Here is a 23,710-nt window from a genome sequence, read left to right as displayed (position 1 = left end):
GTGACTTCCCCCGGCGTTTATGAGCGCAAGGCCGAGGAACGCGACTAGCACCGTGGCGTCAGATCGCGTATCTGGCGGGGTGTGCTGCGAAGCGTTGGGTGCAGCGGTCGGAGCAGAACCAGAGGTCATCGTTGTTGTGGCGCAGATGGTGGGTGGCGGTGCGTGGGTCGATGCGGATGCGGCAGACCGGATCGGTGGGGTATTGCGGCGGCCGTAGCTGCACCCTGTACACCGCCACTGGGGCGCTGATATTGCGCAGCGCGGTGGCGCCCAGCGGGTGGGCTGCGACGCCGAGGGCTTTACACGCGGGCAGGACCGGTTCGGTGATGACGGCGTGGCCGGCGCCTGCGAGCGCGGTGACGCGTGCGGCGGTGTTGACGGCGTGGCCGAAATAGTCGTGGTCCCGTTGGACTGCGCTGCCGTGGTGAACTCCGGCGCGCAGTCCGAGGAAGCCGTCCTCTTCGGCGGCGCGGTCGGCGAGGTCAAGGATGGTCGCCATCATGGTGTCGGGGCCATGGGCGTGAAGCATCACGGCATCACCCATGGTCTTCACCAGCGTGACATCGAGGGCCATCGAGTCACGCGTCAGTTCGACTAGTCTTCCGGCGAGGTGAGCGGCTTGCTCGTCGCCGCACATTTCGGTCAGGGCGGTGAAACCGGACAGGTCGACGAACGCGAAAGTCGCGTCGGTGGAGGCGGTCTCACCCATGCTGTCCACCGTCTGCTTCGCGATCGTTGCGGTCGACCTCGGTGGTGTCGCGACGGTCGGTGCGGAGGCGCCCCAATCCGGGCAGGAAGCGCCCGACCCTGGCGGCGTAGCGGGTGTAGGGTTCGCCGTGGACGCGTTTCAGGTGGGGCTCTTCGATCAGCCGTATTTGCGTCTGGATGCCGCTCAGGGCGAGGACCCAGCCGATGAGCGCGACGAGGTTGGGGACCATCAGCGCCAGGCCGAGAAACGCGATGAGCGCCGCGGTGAAGATGGGGTTGCGCACCCAGCCGAATAGGCCGGTGGTGACCAGTGCGGTGCGTTCCCGGTCGTCGACCCCGATCCGCCAGGACGCGCCGAGCGCCATCTGCGCTTCGAACGCGGCCAGGATGCCCATGACCGCCAGGACAACGCCGAGCACTTGAACGGGAGGGTGCTGCAGCGCGCTCACGGGAGGCAGGCCCAGCCAGGCCGCCAGCGGGCCACCTACACCCACCGTGAGGTAGCCGATGTCGGTGGCGGTGAGCGCCGACCATCCCAGCGAGCCGCTTGGTGACAGCGTGCGCCGGTTGCCGCTGTCACCGGTGCGGCGGCGCTGAATGAGGGTGCGCAGCGCCCCAAGGATCAGCATCATGACCACGAACAGGGCCAGTGCCGCGGCGGCCATCATCGAGCACCGGCCGCAGGGAGTGGCTTGGCGGCGACGCCGAGTAGGTAATCGCCCTGGATGCGGGTGACCGATCCGAGGATGAGCAGGCCGTGGCGGCGCAGTTCCTGAAGGAACTGGTCGGCGGTGAATCGGTCGTCGGTGGGATGGTCGAACAATCTCCGGTAGGTGGGACGGTTGAGGGCGTGGGCGGTGACTTCCTCGAAGTAGAACCGTCCACCGGGGGCGAGCACCCGGGCGGCTTCGGCCACCGCGGCGCGCCAGTCCGGGATGTGATGAATGATCCCAAAGTCGAACACCGCGTCGTAGCTGCCATCGTCGGCGTTCAGCGCGGCTCGAAGGTCGGTGGCGCTGCCGTGGACCAGGTGTACCCGGTCACCATAGGAGGCGAGCCGCCCGCGGGCCCGGCGGATCATCGCCGGGTCCAGGTCGAGGGCGTCGATCCGCTCGGCGCCGAATCGCTGCAACACCAGCTGCGAGCCGTAGCCCGATCCGCAGCCGATTTCGAGGGCTCTGCTGCCCGGCAGGAGCCGGCCCCCGAAGCGCAGCAGTACCGGCACCTCGTACAAGCGTTGCAGCCACCGCCGAGGCGGAGAATTGATCAAGGCAGTCTCGGCCCGATTCATCAACACTGCAGTCCCCTTTCCCCCAGCAGACCGAATCGCCACTGGTGCCTGACCCATCGGATTACATGGGTGGCATCGTCATCTGGCGATCAATATGAACGCTATCATCGTTTCGTGGCGATGAATAGGTCTGGCGGTGATCAAACCGTTGAACCGCGCTGGGGTGGGGCGGCGCTGCTGCGCCCGGGGGTGCTGGCTTTCACCGGGTCGATCGGCATCACCGATGCCCACGCTCACCACGCCGTTCAGATCATCGCCGCAACAACGGCTTTCACGGTGCTCGATGAGCACGGCGCGCGACACCGAGGCACGAAGGTGGTCGTGCCCGCCGACACAGCGCACCGGATCGAGGTCGGAGCCGAGGAGGGCGCGATGGTGTTCCTCGACCCAGAGTCCGCGCCCGGACGGTCCGCGCACGTGCGCGCGGTCCGCTCCGGGTGGACTGTCACCCCAGTGCTTGCCTTCACCGGTCGACGAGCGCTGGCCACCGTAGTCGACGAGCTGATCGCGCACCTGGCACCCGCCACTGCCGGAGACGACGTCGCGCCTCGCCACCCGGTGATCGATGACGCGTTGCGGCTGCTGCCCGACCTCGTGGCGGCAGGCCCGGTCAGCGGTACGGAACTGGCTGCGCAGGTGGGGATCTCGGCGAGCCGGCTGACGCATCTGTTCACCGAGCAGGTCGGCATCCCGCTGCGCCGCTACGTGCTGTGGTCACGGTTGCAGATCGCGATCACCCGGGTGCAGGCCGGTGACGATCTGACCGGCGCCGCGCACGGTGCGGGGTTCGCCGACAGCGCTCACCTCACTCGCACCACCCGCGAGATGTTCGGTTTGGCGCCCTCGATGCTGAGTCGGCACGTGTCCTGGGACCTCGACAGCGGCGGGTAGCCGAATCGTTCAAGCGCCGCCACGGCGGTGACCGTGATGATCAAGGCATGAGTACGACTTCTTCGACATTGACGACCACTGCGGCCCAGGCGGTGGCCAGTTATGGCTACGTGCCGTTCATGCTGATCGGCCTCAACGGCGCAGCCCTTGCCCTGACCGCCGCCGGCGCCCCGAAGTACTGGCTGCTGGTCGTTCTGGTCGTCGCGATCGCGACGTCGTTTCTGGTTGAGCGGATCATTCCGTATGACCGCGACTGGAACCATGATCGCGCCGACACCACCCGCGACCGCATCCACGTCGCGGTCAACGAAACCCTCATCCTGGCCAGCGTCGCCGCCATCCCACTGCTGGCCGCGGTCGTTCCCGCGCCGCAGCTGTGGCCACACAACTGGCCATTCGTCGTGCAGGTCCTGGCCGCCATTCTGATCGCCGACCTCGGCATCACCGTCGTGCACCTGGCCAGCCACAAGATCGGCGTGCTGTGGCGATTCCACGCGGTGCATCACAGCATCACCCGCTTCTACGGCCTCAACGGCCTGATGAAACACCCCCTGCACCAAACCGTGGAAATGGCCGCTGGCGTCGCACCACTGATCCTGATCGGGCTACCGGTCGACGTGGCCTCCGTGCTGGCCCTGGCCGTCGCGATCCAGCTGCTGCTGCAGCACTCCAACGCCGACTACCGCATCGGCCCCGCCAAGTACGTCCTGGCCCTCAACGAGGGCCACCGCTTCCACCACCTCAAATGGGCCGGTATCGGCGACGTCAACTTCGGCCTGTTCACTCTGGTGTGGGATCACTTGTTGCGCACCTACTCCTACGACCCCACCCGACGCTTCGACTCCACCCAGCTCGGCATGGCCGCCAAACCCGACTACCCCAACGGCTACCTGCAGCAGATGATCTACCCATTCACCCCAGGCGGCGGCTGCACCCTCACACCCACCGCCACCGCGTCCACCAACGAGGCGCAGAGGACGGGATCATCCGACCCCGGCTCGAAGTATCGTTGTTAAGCGGCTATCATCGCCGTATGGCGATGAATGAATCGAACGCGTGCCTTGCTGGCAGCACCTCAGGGGGAACCTCCTCGAACCTCGACGCTGCGGTGGCGCTGTTCCACAGCCTCTCCGACGGCGCCCGGCTGGCGATCGTGCGCCGACTCGCCGACGGGGAAGCACGTGTCGTCGACCTGATCGGCGAACTGGGCTTGGCGCAGTCCACCGTCTCAGCTCATGTGGCGTGTCTGCGGGACTGCGGCCTGGTGATCGGGCGCCCCGAAGGCCGACAGATGTTCTACTCGCTGACCCGCCCCGAACTGCTCGACCTGTTGGCCGCGGCGGAAACGCTGTTGGCCGCTACGGGTAACACGGTGGCGCTGTGTCCCAACTACGGAACCCGCCCCCGCACGGGCACGACCATCGATACGGAGGAGGGTCGCCGATGAGCGACGCCTGCGGCTGCGGCAACGATGAACCCCGCGGCGACGACGAGGAGCACGAGCCCGAACGGCTTTGGCAGATCAAGGAACTGCAGTTCGCCGCCATCTCCGGGGTGTTCCTGCTGGCAGCCCTCATCGCCGGATTCCTCGCCGCCGCCGAGCCGGTCGTCCTCACACTCGAAGCGGTGGCACTGCTGGTCGGCGCCTACACCTTCGTGCCATCCACGCTCACGCGGCTGGCCAAGGGCAAGATCGGTGTCGGCACGCTGATGACCATCGCCGCCGTGGGCGCGGTGATCCTCGGCGAGGTGGGTGAGGCCGCGATGCTGGCCTTCCTGTTCTCCATCAGCGAGGGGCTAGAGAAGTACTCGGTGGCGCGCACCCGCCGCGGACTGCGCGCGCTGCTGTCGCTGGTGCCCGACGAGGCCACCGTGCTGCGTGACGGGATGGAAAAGAATGTTGCGCCTGCGGATTTGCGGATCGGCGACCGGATGCTGGTCAAGCCGGGTGAGCGTGTCGCGACCGACGGCATCATCGGGCTGGGCCGCACCGCCCTCGATGTCTCGGCCATCACCGGCGAGTCGGTTCCCGTGGAAGCCGGGCCCGGTGATGAGGTGTTCGCCGGGTCGATCAACGGCACCGGGGTACTGGAGGTGGAGGTAAGCAGCACTGCCGAGGACAACTCGCTGGCCCGCATCGTGCGCATCGTGGAGGCCGAACAGTCCCGCAAGGGCGCCTCCCAACGCTTGGCCGACCGCATCGCCCAACCCCTCGTACCCGGGGTGATGATCGCCGCGGCACTAATCGCGGTGATCGGCAGCCTGCTCGGTGACCCGGCCACCTGGATCGAACGTGCCCTGGTGGTGCTGGTCGCCGCATCACCGTGTGCGCTGGCGATCTCGGTGCCGGTCACCGTAGTGGCCGCCATCGGCGCCGCCAGCAAGCTGGGTGCCCTGGTCAAGGGCGGCGCGGCGCTGGAAGGGCTGGGCAAGATACGCGGCGTCGCCCTCGACAAGACCGGCACGCTGACCGCGAACCGGCCCGCAGTGATCGACGTGGCCACCACCAACGGTGTGACGCGCGAGCAGGTGCTGGATCTGGCGGCCGCCTTGGAAGCGCGCAGCGAGCACCCGCTGGCTGCGGCGATCCTGGCCGCCGTCGACGACGTCATGCCTGCCACCGACGTCGAGGCCGTCACAGGTGCCGGGCTCACCGGACGTCGCGACGGTCACACCATCCGGCTGGGCCGCCCCGGTTGGCTCGACCCCGGGCTGCTCGCCGGCGACGTGGCGCGGATGCAGCACGCCGGGGCCACCGCCGTCCTCGTCGAAGACGACGGGCAGGTCATCGGTGCAATTGCGGTGCGCGACGAGCTGCGCCCAGAGTCCGCCGAGGTCGTCGCCCAACTGCGCCGCGACGGCTATCACGTGGCGATGCTCACCGGCGACAACGCAGCCACCGCAGCCGCGTTGGCCCGCGATGTCGGGATCGAGGCCGTGCACGCCGAGCTACGCCCCGAGGACAAGGCGCGACTGATCGAACAGCTACGCGCGCAGCGCCCCACGGCGATGGTCGGCGACGGCGTCAACGACGCTCCCGCGCTGGCCGCCGCCGACCTCGGTATCGCGATGGGCGCGATGGGCGCCGACGTGGCCATCGAAACCGCCGACGTGGCGTTGATGGGCGACGACCTGCGCCATCTGCCCCAAGCGTTCAGCCATGCGCGGCGGGCGCGTCGGATCATGCTGCAAAACGTTGGCCTGTCCCTGGGCCTGATCGTCGGGTTGATGCCGTTGGCGCTGTTCGGTGTGCTCGGGCTGGCCGCGGTAGTGCTGGTCCACGAAGTCGCCGAAATCGTGGTCATCGCCAACGGTGTGCGGGCCGGGCGCACCACACCGCTGGCTGCCGCGACGGTAGAACGGCCAGCCAGTCGCACCCGTGCGGCGGCGGTGAGCGCGCCATCGTGACCGCCGACCACACCGACACCGGCACCAGGGTGTTTCGGGCGCGGATCATCCTGGTCGCCACGGCGGTCATCGTCGCGGGACTGGACCTGGGCGCGAAGACGTGGGCGGGCCGCGCGCTGAACGACGGCAGCTCAATAGATCTCGGGCTGCTACAACTGCGGCTGGCCTTCAACCCGGGTGTGGCATTCAGTCTCGGCGACACCCTGCCCCCAGCGGTCCTGCTCGGCGTCACCGGCGTGATCGTGGTCGCATTGGCGGTGTTCGCCTTCCGCTTCACCCCCAACGCCGCGCTGCCCTTCGTACTGGCACTGGCCGCTCTGCTGGGTGGCGCGGTGGCCAACGTGATCGACCGCGCCCCTGATGGGCTGGTCACCGACTACCTGCACACCGGGTGGTTCCCCACGTTCAACCTCGCTGACGTCTTCGTCGTCACCGGCGCAGCCGTCCTCGTTGTGGCCAGTTGGCGCGCAGGCGACACCGCAGACCCGGGGGCGGGCGCATGATCCTGTCGTCGGTTCTGCCCGCGATCGGTCTGTTCATCGTCACCAACATCGACGACATCATCGTGCTCTCGCTGTTCTTCGCCCGCGGCGCGGGGCAACGCGGGACGACGGCCCGGATCATCGCCGGCCAGTACCTGGGATTTGCGGGGATCCTGGGCGCGGCCGTGCTCGTGACGTTGGGTGCCGGAGCGTTCCTTCCTCCGGCAGTCATCCCGTACTTCGGGCTCATACCCCTGGCCCTGGGACTGTGGGCGGCATGGCAAGCCTGGCGCGACAACGATGGCGATGACGACGACGCGAAGCTCGCGGGCAAGAACGTCGGCGTCTTAACCGTCGCAGCAGTCACTTTCGCCAACGGCGGGGACAACATCGGCGTCTACGTCCCCGTCTTCCTCAGCGTCCGACCCGCGGCCGTGGTGGCCTACTGTGTCGTCTTCCTCGTGCTCGTCGCGGTCCTCGTCATCGCCGCCAAATTCGTCGCCACCCGCGAGCCGATCGCCGAAGTCCTCGAACGCTGGGAACACATCCTCTTTCCGATCGTCCTCATCGCCCTGGGCATCTTCATCCTGGTCAGCGGCCTCGCCTTCTAAAGGCTTGGCGGCCCCCGCCCTCCCGCCGATTCAGCGCTAGAAGGCCCTGGTGTCGATCCCTTCGTGTGCGGAGGTTTCTCGGTCGCCTCGCGTTCCCCGCCGGTGTAGCAGGGAGAGGCGATCAACACCTTCAACACGTGGGGCGTCAAACCCCATCGCAGTCTCCCGATCCGCCGACTAGAACCACACGAAGCCGCCAGACTAGCAACATGCCTTAACGTAACTCCTACACCCGGACACCGACACATCACCGCAGCCACACTGGTCAGCCAGCCAAAGTTGGCACTTCACTCCGTTACAGGGGTAGGTAACCATTGATCTCGCCGCTGCCCGCTGCAGTATCCGCCGGATGATCCGAGCGCAAACCGACGACATAGCCCCAAACACCATGACTTAGATGCCGCTTCTGTTCCTGCCGAGTGATCGCATCCCTGACGTCAATGCTGCGGCGTCGATCTCGACTGGGGACGGTTATGCGATTATCCAGCGCTCGATTGGAGTTGCTGAGGTTGATCTGTGTGCCCCGGCACCTCATCCAACCCAGTCCTGCATCACCTTTCGCGGCTTCTGCCCTCCCGTGGTCAAGTTGAGTCGGTGGGTTGTCGTGTGGAGGTGAGGCGCAGGGTGTCCGCGGTGCTGTACTCGTCATCGACGAGCACCACGGCGCCCCCTGCCCGGTCGATGATGGAGGCGGCGATCGACGCCCGGTACCCGGTGCCGCAGTGCACCCAGATCAGGGTGTCAGGCAGTTCGTGAAGGTGGTCGGCGAGTTCGTGAAGCGGGATGTTGACCGCGCCGGGGATGCGGCTGGCGTCGTGCTCTTGGCGTTGCCGCACGTCGAGCACGACGAAATCCTGGCCACTGCCTAGGGTTTCGGCGAGGTCGGCGAAGTCGGCGACCCGGTAGGAGCGCAATTCGGTTCCGGCGCGGAGATCCTCGATGTCCCCGGTCGCCGCGCCGTCGAGGTGGTCGACGCCGATGCGGACCAGTTCGCGGCGGGCCTCAGCGATCTGATCGGGTGTTTCCCCGATGAGGGTCAGTGGTTCGCCCCACCGGTGCAGCCAGCCCAAGTAGGTGACGAAGCTGTCAGACAGTTCGAACCCGAGCGTGCCGCTGAGATGCCCTGCGGCGAAGGCGGTGCGGTTCCGCAGATCAACTACCCACTGGCCCGCGTCGATGCGGCGCCGCACCTCCTCGGGATCGACCGGTTCGGGTAACGACAGGTCCACCGGAGCCGGTCCAGCCTGGTTGATCACGCCCATGTGGGCGTAGTACGCGGGATAGGCCGACAGTCCCTCGAGCAGCTCGGCGACATAGGCCTGCTCGTCTTGGGTGAGCGCCGGATTGCTCAGGCGCTGCTCGGCGATGGTCGAGGCATCACCACTGCCCGGGGTGGCCGAGCAGAAACTGCCGAACCCGTGGGTGGGATACACCGAGGTGGCATCGGGGAGCGCGGCGGCCAGCCGGTGCACCGAATGGTACTGAGCGCGGGTCAACTCGTGAGTGTGTTCGGCGCCCAACAGATCGGTGCGCCCGGTGGTGCCGTGCAGCATCGACCCGCCGGTAAACACTCCGGCCACGGCACCGGTGATGTCGCGCAGCACATAGCTGACGTGGTGGTGGGTGTGACCGGGAGTGTGCATCACCTCCAACTGGATCGGCCCGGCGTCGATGACATCCCCGTCGCATGCCCGGCGGCGTTCGTAGTCCACCTGGTCACCGGCGGGCACCACGTACTCGGCGCTCACCGTGCGGGCGAGTTCCAATCCGCCGGTGACGTAGTCGTTGTGGATGTGGGTTTCCAGCACGTGGGTGATTTGCACCCCCCGCTGCTGGGCCAGGTCCAGCACGCGGTCGATGTCACGCTGCGGATCGATCACCACCCCCGTCGAACCGCTGCTGACCAGGTAACTGCGGTCACCAAGGCTGGAGGTGTCGATAATCGTGACGTCCACGAAAGGATTCCCTTCTGTTCTCGGGGTACTGGTTGCATATACCCCGGTAGGTATAGATCGAAGCATCTTGACTCGGGTAACCGATGAAGTTGGGACGTGTCAGGTCAGGACGAGCGTGTCCAGCAGCACATAGGCCGAGACGGCGAAGACCAGGTAGGCGAACCAGTGCTGCAACCGGCCGGTGTCCAGTCTGGTGCCGTAGTGCCCGGCGATCAGTGAGCCGCCGACCGCAGTCGCAACGAACGCCGCAGTAATCGACCAGTCGATGCTTGCCCCGCTGAGGTGGGAGAGCACCCCGGCCGCGGAGTTGGCGACGATGATCAGCAGGGAGGTGCCGATCGCGATGGACATCTGCACCCCGAGCAATAGCACCAGGGCGGGAATGATGACGAAACCACCGCCCACACCGAACAGCCCGGTCAGCAGGCCGACCACGAAGCCCGCGGGAATGGACCGCGATGCGCAGCGACGCCAGTTGATGCCGGCTTCGCCGACGGTGCAGGCAGTGCCGGTGTCGGCGGAATCGGCCAACATTCGGATGCCGGCGACGATCATGAGCACCGCGAAGCCGATCATCAGAACCGGCTGAGGCAGGTGCCTGCCGATGGCGCTGCCGAGCAGGGTGGCCGGGATTCCGGCCACCGCGAAGATGGCGGCCAGGCGCCACTGCACCTGCCCGGTGCGTACCTTGGGCAACACCCCCACCGCCGAGGCCACCGCGACCACGATGAGCGACATGGGGATCGCCTGCTCGATCCCGAGGCCGAGCGCATAGACCAGCGCCGGGACCGCCAGGATCGACCCGCCCCCGCCGAGCAACCCCAACAGCACCCCGATCACCGCACCCAGCACCAGGGCGATGACCACAGTCACCGGCGCCACCGCTTCGACGCCCAGCCACCCGCTCTCTCCGCCGCCGATGTCACTGCAACGCCCGCACTCTTCACGCCAGCGCCAAGAACAGCTTCTCCAACTCGGCCTCGGTCATCGGCGCCGCCGCACCTTCGACCTGCCCGGCCAAGCACTCCCGCAGACCCGTCGCCACGATCTTGAAACCGGCCTTGTCCAACGCACGCGACACCGCAGCGAGCTGGGTGACCACGTCCTTACAGTCGCGGCCCTGCTCGATCATGCCGATCACGCCCGCGAGCTGACCGTGCGCACGACGCAGCCGATTGAGCACCACTGCGATGCTGTCCTGATCGCCGACCATCGCCGACTCCCTTCTCCGTAGCAGTAGTTCCCATCGTATACCCCACAGGGTATACAAACAGGATCGCTGCGGCGACCGTCCACAGCGCTCGATGCGGATGTGCGCCCATGGCCCGGAACGGCCGAATCAGTCACCGTTGCACCGAGGGGTCGGGGCCACCCGTGACCTGTCGTCGCCGCCGCCACATCGACAGGCTATACCGGTAGGGGTATACAAGGAATGGTGAATGAACCACGTGAAGTCACGGTCGAGGAGCTCGCTGCCGGCTGGGCGGCCGGTGGTGGTTGTCCGCGAACCCTGGGAGTGCGCGCAGGGCCAGTTTCCCGGCGCGCTGCCGATCCCACTCAAGCTGCTGGCCGAACACCTCGTCGACATCCCGGACGGTGACACCGTGTATGTCATCTGCGCATCGGGAAACCGCAGCCTACGCGGTGCACGGATCCTGAGGTCCCTTCGCCGAAACGCTGTGTTGGCCAGGGGTGGAATGACGCCATGGACGGCTCAGAACCGGCCCATTCAGACTTGACGACCCGTCGCCGCCCACCCCTTCCGGGTGTGCGGTGTCAGCCCAACTGAATCAACGATTGTCGACCACAACGAAAGAGAGACGCACCAATGAAGAAGAACGTACTGATCTTGGGTGCCGGATTCGGCGGCCTGGAACTAGCCGCCCAACTCTCCGACACCCTCGCCGATGAGGTCCAAGTCATCCTGATCGACCACAATGACGGATTCACCTTCGGATTCTCCAAGATCGACGTGTTGTTCAAGAACCACACCCCCGAGGAGGTCTGCATTCCGTATGCCGAGCTGACCCGGCCAGGCCTGGAATTCCGCCAGGAACACATCACCTCCATCGACCCTGCCACCCGCCGCGTCGCCACCGACCAATCCGACTACCAGCCCGACATCCTCGTCATCGCCCTGGGCGCGGACTACGAGCCCGGAGCCACACCTGGCTTCACCGAGGACGGCTACGACTTCTACACCGTGGACGGGGCCGCTCGGCTGCGTGACCGCCTAGCTGAATTCACCAGCGGCACCATCGTGCTGGGCATCCTCAGCGTCCCCTTCAAGTGCCCGCCGGCACCCTATGAGGCAATCCTGCTGCTACATGCCCACCTGGTCGAGCGGGGCATCCGTGACGCCGCCACCATCAAGGTGATCAGCCCCATGCCCTCGCCGATCCCGGTCTCTCCAGAAACGTCCGAAGCGCTGATCACCGCCATGGCCGAATGTGGCATCACCTACCGGCCCGACACCAAGATTCATTCACTGGACCCGAACCAACACCTAGCCCACACCGACACCGACACCGTGCCCTACGACCTGTTCATCGGCATTCCCAAACACCGCGTCCCCGACGTGATCGACGCCTCCGGGCTGACTGCAGGAGGCAACGACGGATGGATCGCCGTCGACCCCGCCACGCTCGCCACCAAACATGCTGGCGTGTACGCCATCGGCGACTGCGCCGACGCACCCGTACCCCGAGCCGGGGTTTACGCCGAAGACGCTGCCCGCACCGTTGCCGCCCACATCGCCGCACAGCTGCACGGAGCACCCTTCACCGCCAAGTATTCCGGGCGCGGGGTCTGCTACATCGAGTTCGGCGATGGACAGGTCGGCAAGGTCGACGCCGACTTTCTCTCCGGGCCCAAACCCACCGCCCCCTTCATCGGGCCCTCCACCGACCTGGCCGACGAAAAAGCCGAATTCGCCAACACCCGACGGCACCGCTGGTTCGGCCGATCCGAAAGCTGAACGACAGAAACGTCTCCGATGGCTGCCGTGCCGGACATAGGGCATTTGGCTACGCGCAACCGTGCCGGCGCGCCGGTTCGCCTCGGCCTCGTACGGAACCCAATTGTCCTGGGAACCGAACGCAACCGGCGCCCAACTCAGCCGCCGACCACACCACCAAATACCACCACCCGACCTGCATATCGACCTCCTATCGCTCGCGACGACGAGAGCCCCATTGCTGACGTGCCTTACGTGACCTAAACACCAAGGGACTGACTGAATGCGGACAACGCGCCAGGCCAGAATGCAATTTCTGTCATTAGTTAGTCGCGCCTTTCAAGAGTAGATAACGGTGCCGGCCTCGTACTGGTCGATACCTTCCGAAGCTGACCGCGCCCCCGCCGACTTCAGGTTCGCCTCAGGCTCGACCGCTAGCGTCGACGTCGACCGCCACCACCACACCGGAAGGACAACCACTAATGGCACTCACCATCGGCGACACCGCCCCCGATTTCCACGCCCAAACCACCCAGGGTCCGATCAACTTCCATGAGTGGATCGGCGACAGCTGGGCAGTTCTGTTCTCCCACCCCCGCGATTTCACCCCTGTGTGCACGACCGAACTCGGCTACATGGCCAAGATCAAACCCGAATTCGACCAACGCAACACCAAGATCATCGGGTTGTCGGTCGACCCACTCGACAACCACGCCGCATGGGCCGACGACATCGCCGAAACACAAGGTACCGCGCCCAACTATCCGATGATTTCCGACAACGACTACACCATTTCGAAGGCCTACGGGATGCTGCCCGCCAACATCGCCGGCGACCCGACCAGTCACACTCCGGCCGAGATGGCGACGCTGCGCAATGTCTTCGTCATCGGCCCCGACAAGACGATCAAGTTGGTGCTCGTTTACCCGATGACCACCGGCCGCAACTTTGACGAGGTGCTGCGTGTACTCGACTCGCTACAACTCACTGCCGCGCACAAGGTGGCCACCCCCGCCCAGTGGAACAGAGGTGGCGACGTGATCATCGCCGGCTCGGTCAGCGACGAGGAGGCCAAAAAGATCTATCCGGACGGCTGGACCGCCCCTCGTCCCTACCTGCGCATCGTTGCCGACCCCACCCAAGGCTGAGGGCGCCCACGGGCGTGCACCCGTTCACTGCACAACGGCAATGAGGTTGCTGCGCAGGAAGGCGATTTGGTCTGCGCACACTCGGTTCAACCACTCCCCGGCGAACAGGTCGAAATGCCCTATGGGGTAACGGCTTAACTCTCCCCGAGGAGCTTCTTCGGCGACGCGAATCGCGGGATCCGGTGGCGCGATCGCGTCGTGGTCGCACACACTGACCAGCAGAGGGCAGGTCACCTGGTCGGCTTTGGTGGCGGGCCGATCCGATCGCAAGTGCAACACGATACGGGCAGCAACGGCGGGCTCCCAACCGATCGGGTCGGGTGGCAGAATCGCCTCGAATCCAGCTCTCGCATCGCGTGTAGTCATTATCGCCACCGTGCCGGGTTCGCCAACCAGATCGACGTAGATGGGGTCGCGGCCGCGGCGGGCGCGCAGCGCGTCGCGAAGAGCCCGCACAGCCAGCCGGTAGGTGGCGACACGACCGGCCGAGCGCATCGCCGCAGCCGCCGCCGCGCGACCGTCGACGAAGGGGTTTTGGATGATAGCCGCGCCGATACGTGGGTTGGCGGCGGCGGTGGCCAGTACATGCCCGCCGCCGAAAGAGGTCCCCCACAGCGCCATCCGGCCCGGATCGACGCCATCCAGGCCGCACGCGTAGTCCAGTGCCGCACGCAAGTCTGCTCGCTGTCGGCGGATGTCGATCAGACCGCGCGGTACGCCCCCGCTGGTGCCGGAATGGCGGTAGTCGAAGGTGAGCGCGGCGATCCCCGCGGCGGCGAACCGCGTCGCGAACTCGGGCAGCGCGGCGCTGCGGATGCCACCGATGCCGTGAGCCATCACGACGCACGGGTGGGTGCCGTCTGTTCGTGGCCGGTACAGCCAGCCGTCGCAGCGATCGCTACCGGAACTGAAGGCGAGGTCCTCGCGTACCACCTCGAAATGCGGGTGGGCGGGGTGGATCGGACTATCGGGTATGGACATGGCAGCGATGCTGGGCCTTAATGTCGACATGAAGTCAAGCGATGACGATGGCGACGTGTCGATCGGCGAGCTGGCGGAGCATTTCGGCGTCAATACCCATGCGCTGCGCCACTGGGAATCCGTGGAATTGCTGGTTCCGCACCGCTCCTCAGTGGGCCATCGTGTCTACGGGCGCGCAGACCGGTTTCGGGTTGCGGCGATCCTGCAAGCCAAGCGTGCCGGGATGGGCCTGGAGGACATTCGGCAGATCCTCACCGCGGCCACCCCGGCGAAGCGCAACGCGGTGCTGCACCGGCAGCGCGATCAGCTGATCGAGCGCATCGCTGCTGCGCAGTCAGCGTTGGCCCTGGTGGATTCCGGGTTGAATTGCGAACACGGCGACCTGGCCATGTGCCCCCGGTTTCAGTCGGTCCTTGCCGAACGGGTCGACAACCGATCAGCCGCCGGCGATGTGGCCGGCGATTGATAGGTCATGTGTGCCGCGGGCCAGCGCCACATGCCCAGCCACGCCACCGGGGCAAGCAGGAGGACCGCCCACATTCCGGGAACGTAGCTGTAGCCCGGTTGGTCGAGGAACGAGAAGCACAACGAAATGAGCGAGTTCGGTGATGCCCAGCGACGCGGAGAACGCCCAAGCCAGGTAGCAGCCGAATGCCGGTGCCCTCATCATCAGGGCCGGGATGAGCAGCCACACGCCCACCGACACCAGAAGCAACAGGATGACAGACACCGAGGTGACGGCTGGCGACGGCAGCGCGGTCACTTCGGAGGTGGGCGAAGAAGCCCATCTGCTCTTCCTCGACCCGACCCGATGCGCCAGGAACAGGGCCAGGGCGATGAAGTACGGGATCCCGATGTCGGCCCAGCTGCCGCGGTTGAGCAGCAGCCACAGCAGCAGCCCGCCAGCGATCCCGCAGGAACACGTGCATAGTGACCCGCCCGAAAGCCAGATGATCCATAACCAGCGTTGACATCGTGGTCGCTATTGCCAGCGCGATCGATGTCGGGGGGCTTACGGTGCTGTCTGTTTGGGCGCATCGCCTAGGCGCCTTTTCGTCTGAACTTCGCAGCGGCGTGGCCGGATTCGGCTGTCACCAAGGAAATGGGCGGGCGTGTCTACAACCACGCGGATAGTTGGGTGCGGCATCCCCGTGGTGACACAGCATGCGCATCGATCAGGGCGCGGCGAGAGCGTCCATCGACGCCACGGTCAGCAGGGCCGTCATAGCAACGCGTCCCGGCCGTCACGGTCTGCCGCGGGAGTTCGTCGTGGTCGTCCCCAGTGGTTGCTCCGACACTTCTGGCAACAGGCGGATCACCAGACGGTCGAATTCTTCACCCCACCCGGCGTTGTCGGTGCGCGCCAGCCCGCCGACCTCGACCGTCAGAGCACCGCCGCCTTCGTCTCTGCTGATCTTCACCCAGATCCGTCGCCGACGAATGATCAGCGAGACCAGCAGGCCGGCCATCATCGTCATGGCGAACACCAGCACCCAGATCTGCGCCGGATCATGTGACACCTGCAGACTCACGAAGTCGGTGACCGCGTCGAAACGGACCACCGTGCCGTCGTCAAGGCGTGTCTCCTCGCCCAGACCCAGGTTCACCCTGGCCATCCGATTGAGACGACCCTGCCCGATCATGCGCCTGTCCAACGCGAAGATCGATTGCGGGCGACCAGAATCCAAGCCGGTATCACCCTTGTAGATGTCGATCGCCACGGCGGGATCGTTGGGGGCAGGGAACGCCGACGACAACAGTGTGCCGTCCAATTGCGCCGTCGGCGCCAGCAACCCTGCCAGCGCGATCTGATTCTTGCGGCGCTCATCGGGGTCGGGGTAGCTGCCCGCCGGCGGGTCGAAACGCATAGCACCCGAGGACAGCAACGTCTGCAGGTCCTCGGGCTGCCACTGCAGGGTCTGGGTACGTGTCTGCCCGTCCGGGAAGGTGACCGTGAACGTCGGTGCGTAGCCGTGCCCGAGCAGATACACGCGGTTCCCGCCGACCCGCAGTGGTTCGTTGACTCTCAGCTGATAAGCGTTCCAGGTGTCGTTTACAAGGTCGTCGCCGGCCTGATAGACGGTGTCCGCGGCGAATGACACCGCTTGTCCGCTCGGCAGGAAATCAACTTCGAAATCGTTGACGCGCAGGCAGATTGGGTATAGCGCGGTACCGTCAACGGTTGTGCCCGCACGGAAGGCATCAAACGCCGCGGGCGAGGCCGAACAGAATCCTGGTCCCCCGTCGGCGATGACGATGACGTTTCCCTCGTAGCCGAACAGTTTCCCGGCCGCGATGAAAACGAGCAATCCGATGAGCGAGAAGTGGAAAACCAGGTTGCCTGCCTCCCTCAAATAGCCCTTCTCCGCCGAGATTTCGACGAAGCCGTCGTTGCTGCGGGTGGTCCTGCGCCATCGGCGCAAAGTGTCGGAGACTGCGACGCCGAGGGCGTCAGGATCCCCGTTGATGACCATTGCACGGTGCTTCGGGAGCCGGCTGAGATTGCGCGGCGCCGGCACCGGTGTTGCCACAAGGCTGCGGGCATGCTCAATCAATCGCGGTGTCAGACAACCGATCAGCGAGACGAACAGCAAGGCATAGATCGAGGTGAACCAGACGCTGGAGAACACGTCGAAGACCTGGAACCGGTCCAGCCACGGACCGAGTCGCGGATTGTCGGCGAGATAGCCGGCTACGGTCGTCGGGTTGACCGCGCGTTGCGGCCACAACGCGCCCGGTATCGCTGCAAATGCCAGCAAGAACAACAAGACGAGCGCGGTGCCCATCGAGGTGAGGGCACGCCAGGTGTTGCGGACATAGGCCAACGCCCGTCTCATATCGGCAACGTGGTGTTGGTGACGAACGCGTCACGAATCCAGGTGACGAACTCGTTCCACAAGCCGGTCACCAGTGCCACTCCCACGGCGACGAGCAGGACACCCCCGAAAATCTGAATCGTCCTGGTGTGCCGGCGAAGCCACCCCAGCGCATGTACCGCACGTGCTGAACCCAATGCGAGTAGGAGGAACGGAATACCCAGACCCAGACAGTAGGCAATGACCAGCACCACACCGCGGGCGATGTTCGATCCCTCGGTGGCCGAGGCGACCGCGATGACACCGGTGAGCGTAGGTCCCAGACACGGCGTCCAGCCGAGCCCGAAGACCGCCCCGAGCAGCGGGGCACCGCCGACGGTGGACACCGTCTTCGGCGTGAACCGGGCCTGGCGCTGCAGTGCCGGGATGAAGCCCATGAACACCAGGCCCATCACGATCGTGAGGACACCGCCAATCCGCTGCAGCAGCAACTGGTTGCTGATGACTGTGGAGGTAAGGCCCAAAATCGCGATGGTGCCCATCAGGAATACCACCGTGAAACCAAGGATGAACAGCCCTGCGGCACCGGCGACCCGTAAACGCACCCCACGTGATCTAAATCGGCTGTCCTCGTCGACGCCAACGACGGCAGCGAGATAGGACAGATACCCCGGCACCAGGGGCACCACGCACGGAGACGCGAACGAGACGATCCCAGCCAGCACGGACACCAGCAGTGCCGGCACAATATTGCCTGACATGGCGATCTCGGTGAAACTGTTCATCGGCGCCAATGCATGTCGAACCACATCCTCAAGAAATCTACGTACTTACTACATAGAGTAGTAAGTTAAAACCACGACTGCCCCGTACGTTCTCGTGGCCCGAGCCCGCGAGGACCATCTCAACGCCCGTTAGTATGTTGCCATGACTGATCCGCCTGTCGACAGCTGCGATCTGTTGTGTCTTGATCTGCCGCACGCCGAGGCCATCCGCGCCTCGCTGCCGGCACCGAGCAAGGTGGAGTCGGCGGCCTCAGCCGCCAAGGCGCTGAGCGATCCCACCCGCCTGATGATCGCGACGGCGTTGAGCAACGGTGATGAGTTGTGTGTCTGCGATATGGCCTGGGTGGTCGGCTCGGCGCAGAACCTGGTGTCACATCATCTGCGGCAGTTGAAGAACGCCGCTTTGGTCGCTTCTCGCCGCGACGGCAAGCTGGTGATGTATCGGCTCACCCCGCTAGGCGTCCACTTGACTGCCGCCGTGCTCGCTTCGGTTCGCGTTGAGGAGGTCGATCGTGTCTGATGCATGCTGCGGACCGCAGCCAGAGGGTCAGCAGTCCGGCGAACCCGAGTCCGGACCTGAAAAGCTCTGGCAGGTACGTGAATTGCAGATGGCCGTGGCCGCTGCGGTGTTGCTCGGGTTTGGCTGGCTGATCGGTAGAGCAGGCTACGCCGGCATCGGCCTGACGCTCGAGCTGATCGCCGTCGTCATCGCTGCGTCCACGTTCGTACCCGACGCACTGCGCAATCTGCGGCACCGACGCATCGGCGTAGACACCTTGATGACCGTCGCCGCCATCGGCGCCGTGGCGCTGGGCCAGTTCGCCGAAGCCGCGCTGCTGGGCATCTTGTTCTCCATCGCCGAAGGTCTCGAGCACTACGCGGTGGCCAAGACCAGACGAGGGTTGCGTGCCCTGTTGTCGCTGGTGCCACCCAAGGCGTCGGTGACCCGCGGCGGAACCGAACTCACCGTCTCACCCGGCGAACTCGTCATCGGCGACGTGATGATTCTGCGCCCCGGCGAGCGGGCCGCCACCGACGGAACCATCACCGCAGGACGGACCAGCCTGGATCTGTCGGACATCACCGGGTGAGTGGCCGGAACATAGCCGGTGAACCCGCCGAGCAGCCAAATATGGACACCCTCCCCACCGCTGTCGCGGCGTCAGGCACCGGTTCACCGGGCGCCCGATGCGATCCTCGTCGGCTGATCCCTCGTCGGCTGATCGCCGTTGTCGCCGGCGGCGGCTTGCTGTGGAGCAGCTTTCCTCCGACCGACTGGTGGCTTGCCGCGTGCGCCGGACTCGCTCTGCTGGGCTGGGTTCTGGCCCACCGCAACACCACCGTGGCCGGCGGGCTGGGATACGGCTTCGTCTTCGGTTTGGCGTTCTATCTGCCACTCTTACCGTGGACCGGCGCTCTGGTCGGCATCGTTCCGTGGTTGGCTTTGAGCACTCTATGCGCGGCGTTTACTGCACTGTTCAGTGCCGCCGCCGTGACACTGCGCGATCAACCGGGCTGGCCACTGTGGTGGGCCACCTGGTGGGTCGCTGTGGAACTCTTGAAGGGTGCCGTGCCCTTCGGCGGATTTCCCTGGGGTGTACTGGCTTTCGGTCAAACTAGCGGGCCGCTGTCGCAACTGGCACCCTGGGGCGGACCTTCTCTGATCTCGTTCACCACGGCGCTGATCGGTTTCACCGTCACGGCGGCGCTCGTTGGCCCGGGTCGACACCGACGGCGGAGCGCGGTAGTCACGCTGTCAACGGCACTGGGTCTGGCGGCCCTCGCCGGACTCGCCTGGGAGCCCTGGCGTTCGGATCGTGAGAAGCAGACTCTGGTGGTTGCGGCGGTGCAGGGGAACGTGCCGCGCCTCGGGTTGGACTTCAACGCACAGCGTCGCGCCGTGCTGGACAACCACGTTCAGCAGACTCTGCGTCTCGCTGACGACGTTCGGGCCAGCCGCGCGCCTCAACCCGCTCTGGTGGTGTGGCCAGAAAACTCCTCCGACATCGACCCACTGATCAACAACGATGCATCGCAACAAATCGACATTGCTGCGCGGGCGATCAACGCGCCAATTCTGGTCGGGGCCGTCCTGAGCAACCCACCACAGAGCACCGACCCCAGATCCACCTCTAACACCATGATTCTCTGGTCACCTGAGGACGGACCCGGCGCCCGACACGACAAGAAGATCCTGCAACCATTCGGTGAATACTTGCCGTTGCGAGAGTTCTTCCGGCTCTTCTCGGGTTATGCGGAGCGCGCAGGCTTCTTCGTTCCCGGGGCCGGCCCCGGTGTCGTACAAGCCGCCGGTGTTTCTGTCGGCATCGCCACCTGTTGGGAGGCGGTCTTCGACCGTGCTCCTCGTGAATCGGTTCGTAACGGCGCCCAGGTGTTGGTCATCCCGACCAACAACGCCACCTTCAACGAAACTATGAGTCGGCAGTTTCTCGCCTTCGCGAAGATTCGCGCCCTCGAGCACCAGAGACCCGTCGTGGTGGCAGGCACCACCGGTGTCAGCGCCATCATCACGCCGGAGGGCCGGGTTGTCGATGAGACAGCCTTCTTCACCGCCGACTATCTGATCAGCCGCATTGAACTCAACGACGAACTCACCCCGGCCACGCGGTGGACCCCGATCATTCACGGGGTCGTCACCGCTTTGGCAATCGCTGCGCTCTTGTTAGTGGCGATCCAGCGCTATAGGCCGTCGTGGCGTAAATCGTCAAGCGGATGATGCGAGCATGTCCGTCGGCTCGACACCAGGTACCTATTATTCGAAACAGTAGGTACGTGAATCTCGATGATACAGAGGACAAGTGGCCAGACAGCTAAGATGCAAACGTAGGAGCACCGCGCCACTGGCGGTCCTCGTGGTCGCGATCCTCACACTATTGTCTGCCTGCTCGAACGCGGGAACAGATGCGCAAGCTGGCAACTTCGACTTCGTATCGCCTGGCGGCAAGACAGTCATCTACTACGATCCAGCAGACTCGCGAAGCACTATCGGCGCGCTGAGCGGTCCGGATCTGATGACAGACGAAACCGTCAGCCTGTCCGACTTCACCGGCAAGATCGTCGTCATCAACGTTTGGGGATCATGGTGTGCCCCGTGCCGCACCGAGACCCCCGAACTCGAACTGGCCTTCAATGAATACCGTTCCCGCGGCGTCCAGTTCCTTGGCATCGACGTTCGCGACGATCTCCAGGCAGCACGTGACTTCAAGACCGACCGCAACGTCAGCTACCCATCCATCTTCGACCCCGAGATGCGCACCCTCATCGCCCTGGGCCGCAACTATCCCACCAGTGTGGTTCCCACCACCATGGTGCTTGATCGCCAACACCGAGTGGCAGCGGTCTACCTGATGGCTTTACTCGCCGACGACCTAAGGCCGCTGCTGAATCGCCTTCTGTCGGAATCCTAGTGTTGGCAGAGTTCTTTAGCTCTGAAGTTGCCGGGCTGGGATGCGGCACAGACCAAACGAAGAGCGTACTTGCTCAGCGTTCGAACAATCCGACGGAAGATGGAACCCAAAACCCGACATCAAGGGGACGAGGCTGCGTGGTCCTACGCGGGAGAGGGGTCCGCTACCTCACGAAACCTATTCGGACTGTTTGGGTTATCGCGTATTTCGTAAACTCCCGGCTCGCCGCGGCGGTCAATCCCGCACTGCGGACGCTGGCTAATGCGCCGCCTACGGCACCATCAGCCCGCTCCTGAGCTGCCAGACGCATTGCGGCACCGCCTGATTTCACTCCTGGACGTCAGCGACGGCACCTACGGCGACGCCGTTTCTACCGCCCACTCAACTGCGGTGCGCGAACGCGACTACACCGGGGCCCGGTACACCAGTGCCGACCAGATGTTTCTGCAGTTGACGATGTCTCACTTTCTGTCATGTCGGGCCACATGGTGGGTTGACTCGACAGCTGTCGACTGGGCGAGTGAACTCCCGGCCCGTGGCGGCGCAACGACAGCCCCACGGTCACACGCGGACTGGTGTTCTGCGGCGTCCAGGCCGGTCAGCCTCTCGTGGCGTGGACCAATGATGAGAAACGTCTGCTCAGCGTCGTTCGATCCGCGGCGCCCGGCGCCACCCTCGAAAGCCTCTACGCCTGGTGGTCGTCGCACTCATGACGTGCAGCGCGTTCAACTGGGCATAAACCGCGGTTGCACAGCCCGACTGGATCAGGCCGAAACCCTCGCGGGATGTCGCCGCCGACGAGCCTCGATCGCTTCGTCATAGATCTTGAGGAAATCGCTCCAGTCCGGGATCTGCACCCGGCGTCCCGCCGTTCCGCGCAGCAGCAGACGGGCCTCTTCCAAGCTCTGGGGAAGCAGTTCTTGCCAGTCGATGATGGAGCCCAGTTGTGAGGACTGCGAACGGCTTCCGCCCTCTGGCTCGTAGGATTCGGTGCGCCGCGTGCCCAGTCCCTGCCAGTGCGAGGCTTGTTCGAGCAGGTGGCGCTCATGTGCCCCGTACATCACGACGGTGCCGGGGAACACGTCGCGCAGGGCGTCGGCGTACTTGGGTCCGTAGACGACATCGAAGTGGCTGGAGGCCTGCACGGTGGCCATGATGTTCACCCCGAGACCGGCGGATTCACCGACGTAGTTGAGCAGGGCCGGCAGCGGGCAGGAGTTGCACACCTCGTCAAGTTCGAGCAGTAGCCGATGTTCGAGCTGGTGCTGGGCGGTGCGCTTGCGGAAGTGCCGGATGATCGAGTCGATCAGCGCCACGGCAGCCCCGGCGACGGTGCCGGTGTTGGGGGCGATGACGAACAGACTGGCCTCGGGGTCGTCGAGCATCGTGACATCGAAGGCGTCGATGCTGAGTTGGTCGATCGCATTGCGGCCGTCGAGGTGGGCGGTGGTGCTGAGCCCGAGTCGAACCCAGGGTGTGACTGCTTTCGAGACGGTGATCGCCACGCTGTCGCGCATCCGGCCGTCCATCGTCAGGACCCGCTGCATGGGGTCGGCGAGCTGGGGGTGCGGGCATAGCGCGGCGGCGGTCACCCACGATGGGGTGGCCTCCAGCGGCGGCTGCCCGCCGTCGTCTTCGTCGTCGATGCCGAGGTTCTCGACTGCTTCGAGGACCCAGGGCATGCCCTTTCTGTTGCCTTGCGGGCCGGCGGCGTAGAGCAGGCATGCCAGCGGTCGGCTCGCTTGGATTTCCCAGAGTCCGCCCGCGGCCACGGTCTGGCCACCGGAGGCTCCACCGAAGCCGACACCGGAAGTGGCGAGCATGGTTTCGGCGACGGTCAAGGCTTCATCGGCCGAGTAAATCGACATGGTGGGATCACTGACCATCGAGCGCACGCCTTCGGGCCAGACGAGTGTCTTCTCCGGACGCAGATCGATCACGGCGGTGGTACCGACCCGCCGCATCAAGACCAGTTCGGCGAGGTCCTCCTTGCTGGACACCGCGACCAGCGGCCCGGGGTGCATGACCGCGGCCGGGGCGAGCAGGCGGCGGGTTTTGCCGGTACGGGTGGGGGCGCTGATCGCCAGATGCGGTGCACCTTGGACCTTCTCGTACTGCTCGTCTTTGTTGACCACCAGCCCGCAATAGGGGCTGTAGGGCTCGGGACGCGTGCTCATGACGTCATCGTGGCGGGCGGCAGTCGGCGCAGTCCACCACCAGAGCATGATTCGTCTGGATGAGACGTAAACC

The 23,710-nt window shown here is 65.4% G+C and carries 24 protein-coding genes and 1 pseudogene; 15 read left to right on the top strand and 10 right to left on the bottom strand.

Annotated elements, in window-relative coordinates:
- Nucleotides 1-58: 58 nt before the first annotated feature.
- The 3 genes from BEMPMBAN_RS14935 to BEMPMBAN_RS14925 are packed head-to-tail and all read right to left on the bottom strand — an operon-like array spanning nucleotide 59 to nucleotide 1,999.
- Nucleotides 59-709, bottom strand: coding sequence for an adenylate/guanylate cyclase domain-containing protein (locus BEMPMBAN_RS14935; protein ID WP_159231215.1), 651 nt, complete (start codon nucleotides 707-709; stop codon nucleotides 59-61).
- Nucleotides 702-1,373 (bottom strand): methyltransferase family protein, encoded by a 672-nt coding sequence (locus BEMPMBAN_RS14930; RefSeq protein WP_159231213.1) that lies wholly within the window; start codon nucleotides 1,371-1,373, stop codon nucleotides 702-704. The genes BEMPMBAN_RS14935 and BEMPMBAN_RS14930 overlap by 8 nt, the downstream gene beginning before the upstream one ends.
- Nucleotides 1,373-1,999 (bottom strand): class I SAM-dependent methyltransferase, encoded by a 627-nt coding sequence (locus BEMPMBAN_RS14925; protein WP_159231305.1) that lies wholly within the window; start codon nucleotides 1,997-1,999, stop codon nucleotides 1,373-1,375. Before BEMPMBAN_RS14925 ends, BEMPMBAN_RS14930 begins: the two co-directional genes overlap by 1 nt.
- 120 nt (nucleotides 2,000-2,119) lie before the next feature.
- Between BEMPMBAN_RS14925 and BEMPMBAN_RS14920 the strand changes: the two genes are divergently transcribed.
- Genes BEMPMBAN_RS14920 through BEMPMBAN_RS14895 form a run of 6 tightly spaced genes read left to right on the top strand, consistent with a single transcriptional unit; the run spans nucleotide 2,120 to nucleotide 7,391 of the window.
- Complete coding sequence (locus BEMPMBAN_RS14920; RefSeq protein WP_159231303.1) at nucleotides 2,120-2,890, top strand: helix-turn-helix domain-containing protein; 771 nt, start codon at nucleotides 2,120-2,122, stop codon at nucleotides 2,888-2,890.
- Between the two features lie 47 nt (nucleotides 2,891-2,937).
- Nucleotides 2,938-3,906 (top strand): sterol desaturase family protein, encoded by a 969-nt coding sequence (locus BEMPMBAN_RS14915; protein WP_159231211.1) that lies wholly within the window; start codon nucleotides 2,938-2,940, stop codon nucleotides 3,904-3,906.
- A gap of 17 nt (nucleotides 3,907-3,923) precedes the next feature.
- Nucleotides 3,924-4,337: an ArsR/SmtB family transcription factor gene (locus BEMPMBAN_RS14910; RefSeq protein WP_200845986.1), complete on the top strand. Its 414-nt coding sequence runs from the start codon at nucleotides 3,924-3,926 to the stop codon at nucleotides 4,335-4,337.
- On the top strand, nucleotides 4,334-6,298 hold the full coding sequence (locus BEMPMBAN_RS14905; protein WP_159231209.1) for a heavy metal translocating P-type ATPase: 1,965 nt from the start codon (nucleotides 4,334-4,336) through the stop codon (nucleotides 6,296-6,298). The genes BEMPMBAN_RS14910 and BEMPMBAN_RS14905 overlap by 4 nt, the downstream gene beginning before the upstream one ends.
- Nucleotides 6,295-6,801 (top strand): signal peptidase II, encoded by a 507-nt coding sequence (lspA, locus tag BEMPMBAN_RS14900; RefSeq protein ID WP_159231207.1) that lies wholly within the window; start codon nucleotides 6,295-6,297, stop codon nucleotides 6,799-6,801. The genes BEMPMBAN_RS14905 and lspA overlap by 4 nt, the downstream gene beginning before the upstream one ends.
- Nucleotides 6,798-7,391 (top strand): cadmium resistance transporter, encoded by a 594-nt coding sequence (locus BEMPMBAN_RS14895; protein WP_159231205.1) that lies wholly within the window; start codon nucleotides 6,798-6,800, stop codon nucleotides 7,389-7,391. Before lspA ends, BEMPMBAN_RS14895 begins: the two co-directional genes overlap by 4 nt.
- 581 nt (nucleotides 7,392-7,972) lie before the next feature.
- Here the strand turns inward: BEMPMBAN_RS14895 and BEMPMBAN_RS14890 are convergent.
- The 3 genes from BEMPMBAN_RS14890 to BEMPMBAN_RS14880 all read right to left on the bottom strand — a co-directional run bounded on the left by BEMPMBAN_RS14890 (nucleotide 7,973) and on the right by BEMPMBAN_RS14880 (nucleotide 10,559).
- Nucleotides 7,973-9,346, bottom strand: coding sequence for an MBL fold metallo-hydrolase (locus tag BEMPMBAN_RS14890; protein WP_159231203.1), 1,374 nt, complete (start codon nucleotides 9,344-9,346; stop codon nucleotides 7,973-7,975).
- Nucleotides 9,347-9,445: 99 nt separating this feature from the next.
- Nucleotides 9,446-10,219, bottom strand: coding sequence for a sulfite exporter TauE/SafE family protein (locus tag BEMPMBAN_RS14885; protein WP_159231201.1), 774 nt, complete (start codon nucleotides 10,217-10,219; stop codon nucleotides 9,446-9,448).
- A 70-nt stretch (nucleotides 10,220-10,289) separates the two neighbouring features.
- Entirely contained in the window at nucleotides 10,290-10,559 is a 270-nt protein-coding gene (locus BEMPMBAN_RS14880; protein WP_159231199.1) for a metal-sensitive transcriptional regulator, read from the bottom strand.
- 226 nt (nucleotides 10,560-10,785) lie between these two features.
- Between BEMPMBAN_RS14880 and BEMPMBAN_RS14875 the strand changes: the two genes are divergently transcribed.
- The 3 genes from BEMPMBAN_RS14875 to BEMPMBAN_RS14865 all read left to right on the top strand — a co-directional run bounded on the left by BEMPMBAN_RS14875 (nucleotide 10,786) and on the right by BEMPMBAN_RS14865 (nucleotide 13,450).
- Complete coding sequence (locus BEMPMBAN_RS14875; RefSeq protein WP_234897467.1) at nucleotides 10,786-11,085, top strand: rhodanese-like domain-containing protein; 300 nt, start codon at nucleotides 10,786-10,788, stop codon at nucleotides 11,083-11,085.
- A gap of 89 nt (nucleotides 11,086-11,174) precedes the next feature.
- Nucleotides 11,175-12,323, top strand: a complete 1,149-nt coding sequence (locus BEMPMBAN_RS14870; protein ID WP_159231189.1) for an NAD(P)/FAD-dependent oxidoreductase — start codon at nucleotides 11,175-11,177, stop codon at nucleotides 12,321-12,323.
- Between the two features lie 461 nt (nucleotides 12,324-12,784).
- The gene (locus BEMPMBAN_RS14865; protein WP_159231187.1) at nucleotides 12,785-13,450 is read left to right on the top strand and encodes a peroxiredoxin; all 666 of its coding nucleotides are present in this window, start codon (nucleotides 12,785-12,787) and stop codon (nucleotides 13,448-13,450) included.
- A 24-nt stretch (nucleotides 13,451-13,474) separates the two neighbouring features.
- Here the strand turns inward: BEMPMBAN_RS14865 and BEMPMBAN_RS14860 are convergent, their stop codons facing one another.
- Nucleotides 13,475-14,431: an alpha/beta hydrolase gene (locus BEMPMBAN_RS14860; RefSeq protein ID WP_234897466.1), complete on the bottom strand. Its 957-nt coding sequence runs from the start codon at nucleotides 14,429-14,431 to the stop codon at nucleotides 13,475-13,477.
- Here BEMPMBAN_RS14860 and BEMPMBAN_RS14855 point away from each other — a divergent pair.
- Both BEMPMBAN_RS14855 and BEMPMBAN_RS14850 read left to right on the top strand, forming a co-directional pair.
- Complete coding sequence (locus tag BEMPMBAN_RS14855; RefSeq protein ID WP_234897465.1) at nucleotides 14,430-14,897, top strand: helix-turn-helix domain-containing protein; 468 nt, start codon at nucleotides 14,430-14,432, stop codon at nucleotides 14,895-14,897. The genes BEMPMBAN_RS14860 and BEMPMBAN_RS14855 overlap by 2 nt on opposite strands.
- A gap of 253 nt (nucleotides 14,898-15,150) precedes the next feature.
- Nucleotides 15,151-15,402 carry a hypothetical protein gene (locus tag BEMPMBAN_RS14850; protein WP_159231184.1) on the top strand — a complete coding sequence of 84 codons (252 nt, stop codon included), beginning with the start codon at nucleotides 15,151-15,153 and terminating at the stop codon, nucleotides 15,400-15,402.
- A 273-nt stretch (nucleotides 15,403-15,675) separates the two neighbouring features.
- Here BEMPMBAN_RS14850 and resB read toward each other — a convergent pair whose 3' ends face one another.
- Nucleotides 15,676-17,268 (bottom strand): cytochrome c biogenesis protein ResB, encoded by a 1,593-nt coding sequence (gene resB, locus BEMPMBAN_RS14845; RefSeq protein WP_159231182.1) that lies wholly within the window; start codon nucleotides 17,266-17,268, stop codon nucleotides 15,676-15,678.
- Nucleotides 17,265-18,032: a cytochrome c biogenesis CcdA family protein gene (locus BEMPMBAN_RS14840; protein WP_159231180.1), complete on the bottom strand. Its 768-nt coding sequence runs from the start codon at nucleotides 18,030-18,032 to the stop codon at nucleotides 17,265-17,267. The genes resB and BEMPMBAN_RS14840 overlap by 4 nt, the downstream gene beginning before the upstream one ends.
- Nucleotides 18,033-18,174: 142 nt before the next feature.
- Between BEMPMBAN_RS14840 and BEMPMBAN_RS14835 the strand changes: the two genes are divergently transcribed.
- From BEMPMBAN_RS14835 to BEMPMBAN_RS14820, 4 genes and pseudogenes are all read left to right on the top strand, one after another.
- Nucleotides 18,175-18,552 carry an ArsR/SmtB family transcription factor gene (locus tag BEMPMBAN_RS14835; RefSeq protein ID WP_159231177.1) on the top strand — a complete coding sequence of 126 codons (378 nt, stop codon included), beginning with the start codon at nucleotides 18,175-18,177 and terminating at the stop codon, nucleotides 18,550-18,552.
- Nucleotides 18,545-19,120 (top strand): annotated as a pseudogene (locus tag BEMPMBAN_RS14830) (P-type ATPase actuator domain-containing protein); the annotation flags it as partial. The gene BEMPMBAN_RS14835 and the pseudogene BEMPMBAN_RS14830, both read left to right, overlap by 8 nt.
- A 44-nt stretch (nucleotides 19,121-19,164) precedes the next feature.
- Nucleotides 19,165-20,769, top strand: a complete 1,605-nt coding sequence (lnt, locus tag BEMPMBAN_RS14825; protein ID WP_159231175.1) for an apolipoprotein N-acyltransferase — start codon at nucleotides 19,165-19,167, stop codon at nucleotides 20,767-20,769.
- A 136-nt stretch (nucleotides 20,770-20,905) separates the two neighbouring features.
- The gene (locus BEMPMBAN_RS14820) at nucleotides 20,906-21,460 is read left to right on the top strand and encodes a TlpA family protein disulfide reductase (protein ID WP_234897464.1); all 555 of its coding nucleotides are present in this window, start codon (nucleotides 20,906-20,908) and stop codon (nucleotides 21,458-21,460) included.
- Between the two features lie 764 nt (nucleotides 21,461-22,224).
- Here the strand turns inward: BEMPMBAN_RS14820 and BEMPMBAN_RS14815 are convergent.
- Nucleotides 22,225-23,637 carry a type IV secretory system conjugative DNA transfer family protein gene (locus BEMPMBAN_RS14815; protein ID WP_159231173.1) on the bottom strand — a complete coding sequence of 471 codons (1,413 nt, stop codon included), beginning with the start codon at nucleotides 23,635-23,637 and terminating at the stop codon, nucleotides 22,225-22,227.
- Between the last annotated feature and the right edge of the window lie 73 nt (nucleotides 23,638-23,710).

Source organism: Mycolicibacterium austroafricanum (genome assembly GCF_902705885.1).
Lineage (GTDB): Bacteria > Actinomycetota > Actinomycetes > Mycobacteriales > Mycobacteriaceae > Mycobacterium > Mycobacterium vanbaalenii_A.
This window is presented reverse-complemented; position numbering and strand designations above follow the sequence as displayed.

Excerpts from the sequence above, each read along its gene's own strand:
- BEMPMBAN_RS14930 (WP_159231213.1), bottom strand. The coding sequence starts at position 1,373 with ATGGCCGCCGCGGCACTGGCCCTGTTCGTGGTCATGATGCTGATCCTT.
- BEMPMBAN_RS14850 (WP_159231184.1), top strand. The coding sequence starts at position 15,151 with ATGACAGACACCGAGGTGACGGCTGGCGACGGCAGCGCGGTCACTTCG.
- BEMPMBAN_RS14935 (WP_159231215.1), bottom strand. The coding sequence starts at position 709 with ATGGGTGAGACCGCCTCCACCGACGCGACTTTCGCGTTCGTCGACCTG.
- BEMPMBAN_RS14865 (WP_159231187.1), top strand. The coding sequence starts at position 12,785 with ATGGCACTCACCATCGGCGACACCGCCCCCGATTTCCACGCCCAAACC.
- BEMPMBAN_RS14840 (WP_159231180.1), bottom strand. The coding sequence starts at position 18,032 with ATGAACAGTTTCACCGAGATCGCCATGTCAGGCAATATTGTGCCGGCA.
- BEMPMBAN_RS14925 (WP_159231305.1), bottom strand. The coding sequence starts at position 1,999 with ATGAATCGGGCCGAGACTGCCTTGATCAATTCTCCGCCTCGGCGGTGG.
- BEMPMBAN_RS14910 (WP_200845986.1), top strand. The coding sequence starts at position 3,924 with ATGGCGATGAATGAATCGAACGCGTGCCTTGCTGGCAGCACCTCAGGG.
- BEMPMBAN_RS14875 (WP_234897467.1), top strand. The coding sequence starts at position 10,786 with ATGAACCACGTGAAGTCACGGTCGAGGAGCTCGCTGCCGGCTGGGCGG.
- BEMPMBAN_RS14815 (WP_159231173.1), bottom strand. The coding sequence starts at position 23,637 with ATGAGCACGCGTCCCGAGCCCTACAGCCCCTATTGCGGGCTGGTGGTC.
- BEMPMBAN_RS14835 (WP_159231177.1), top strand. The coding sequence starts at position 18,175 with ATGACTGATCCGCCTGTCGACAGCTGCGATCTGTTGTGTCTTGATCTG.
- BEMPMBAN_RS14895 (WP_159231205.1), top strand. The coding sequence starts at position 6,798 with ATGATCCTGTCGTCGGTTCTGCCCGCGATCGGTCTGTTCATCGTCACC.
- BEMPMBAN_RS14860 (WP_234897466.1), bottom strand. The coding sequence starts at position 14,431 with ATGTCCATACCCGATAGTCCGATCCACCCCGCCCACCCGCATTTCGAG.
- BEMPMBAN_RS14870 (WP_159231189.1), top strand. The coding sequence starts at position 11,175 with ATGAAGAAGAACGTACTGATCTTGGGTGCCGGATTCGGCGGCCTGGAA.
- BEMPMBAN_RS14905 (WP_159231209.1), top strand. The coding sequence starts at position 4,334 with ATGAGCGACGCCTGCGGCTGCGGCAACGATGAACCCCGCGGCGACGAC.
- BEMPMBAN_RS14915 (WP_159231211.1), top strand. The coding sequence starts at position 2,938 with ATGAGTACGACTTCTTCGACATTGACGACCACTGCGGCCCAGGCGGTG.
- BEMPMBAN_RS14880 (WP_159231199.1), bottom strand. The coding sequence starts at position 10,559 with ATGGTCGGCGATCAGGACAGCATCGCAGTGGTGCTCAATCGGCTGCGT.
- resB (WP_159231182.1), bottom strand. The coding sequence starts at position 17,268 with ATGAGACGGGCGTTGGCCTATGTCCGCAACACCTGGCGTGCCCTCACC.
- BEMPMBAN_RS14920 (WP_159231303.1), top strand. The coding sequence starts at position 2,120 with ATGAATAGGTCTGGCGGTGATCAAACCGTTGAACCGCGCTGGGGTGGG.
- BEMPMBAN_RS14855 (WP_234897465.1), top strand. The coding sequence starts at position 14,430 with ATGGCAGCGATGCTGGGCCTTAATGTCGACATGAAGTCAAGCGATGAC.
- lnt (WP_159231175.1), top strand. The coding sequence starts at position 19,165 with ATGGACACCCTCCCCACCGCTGTCGCGGCGTCAGGCACCGGTTCACCG.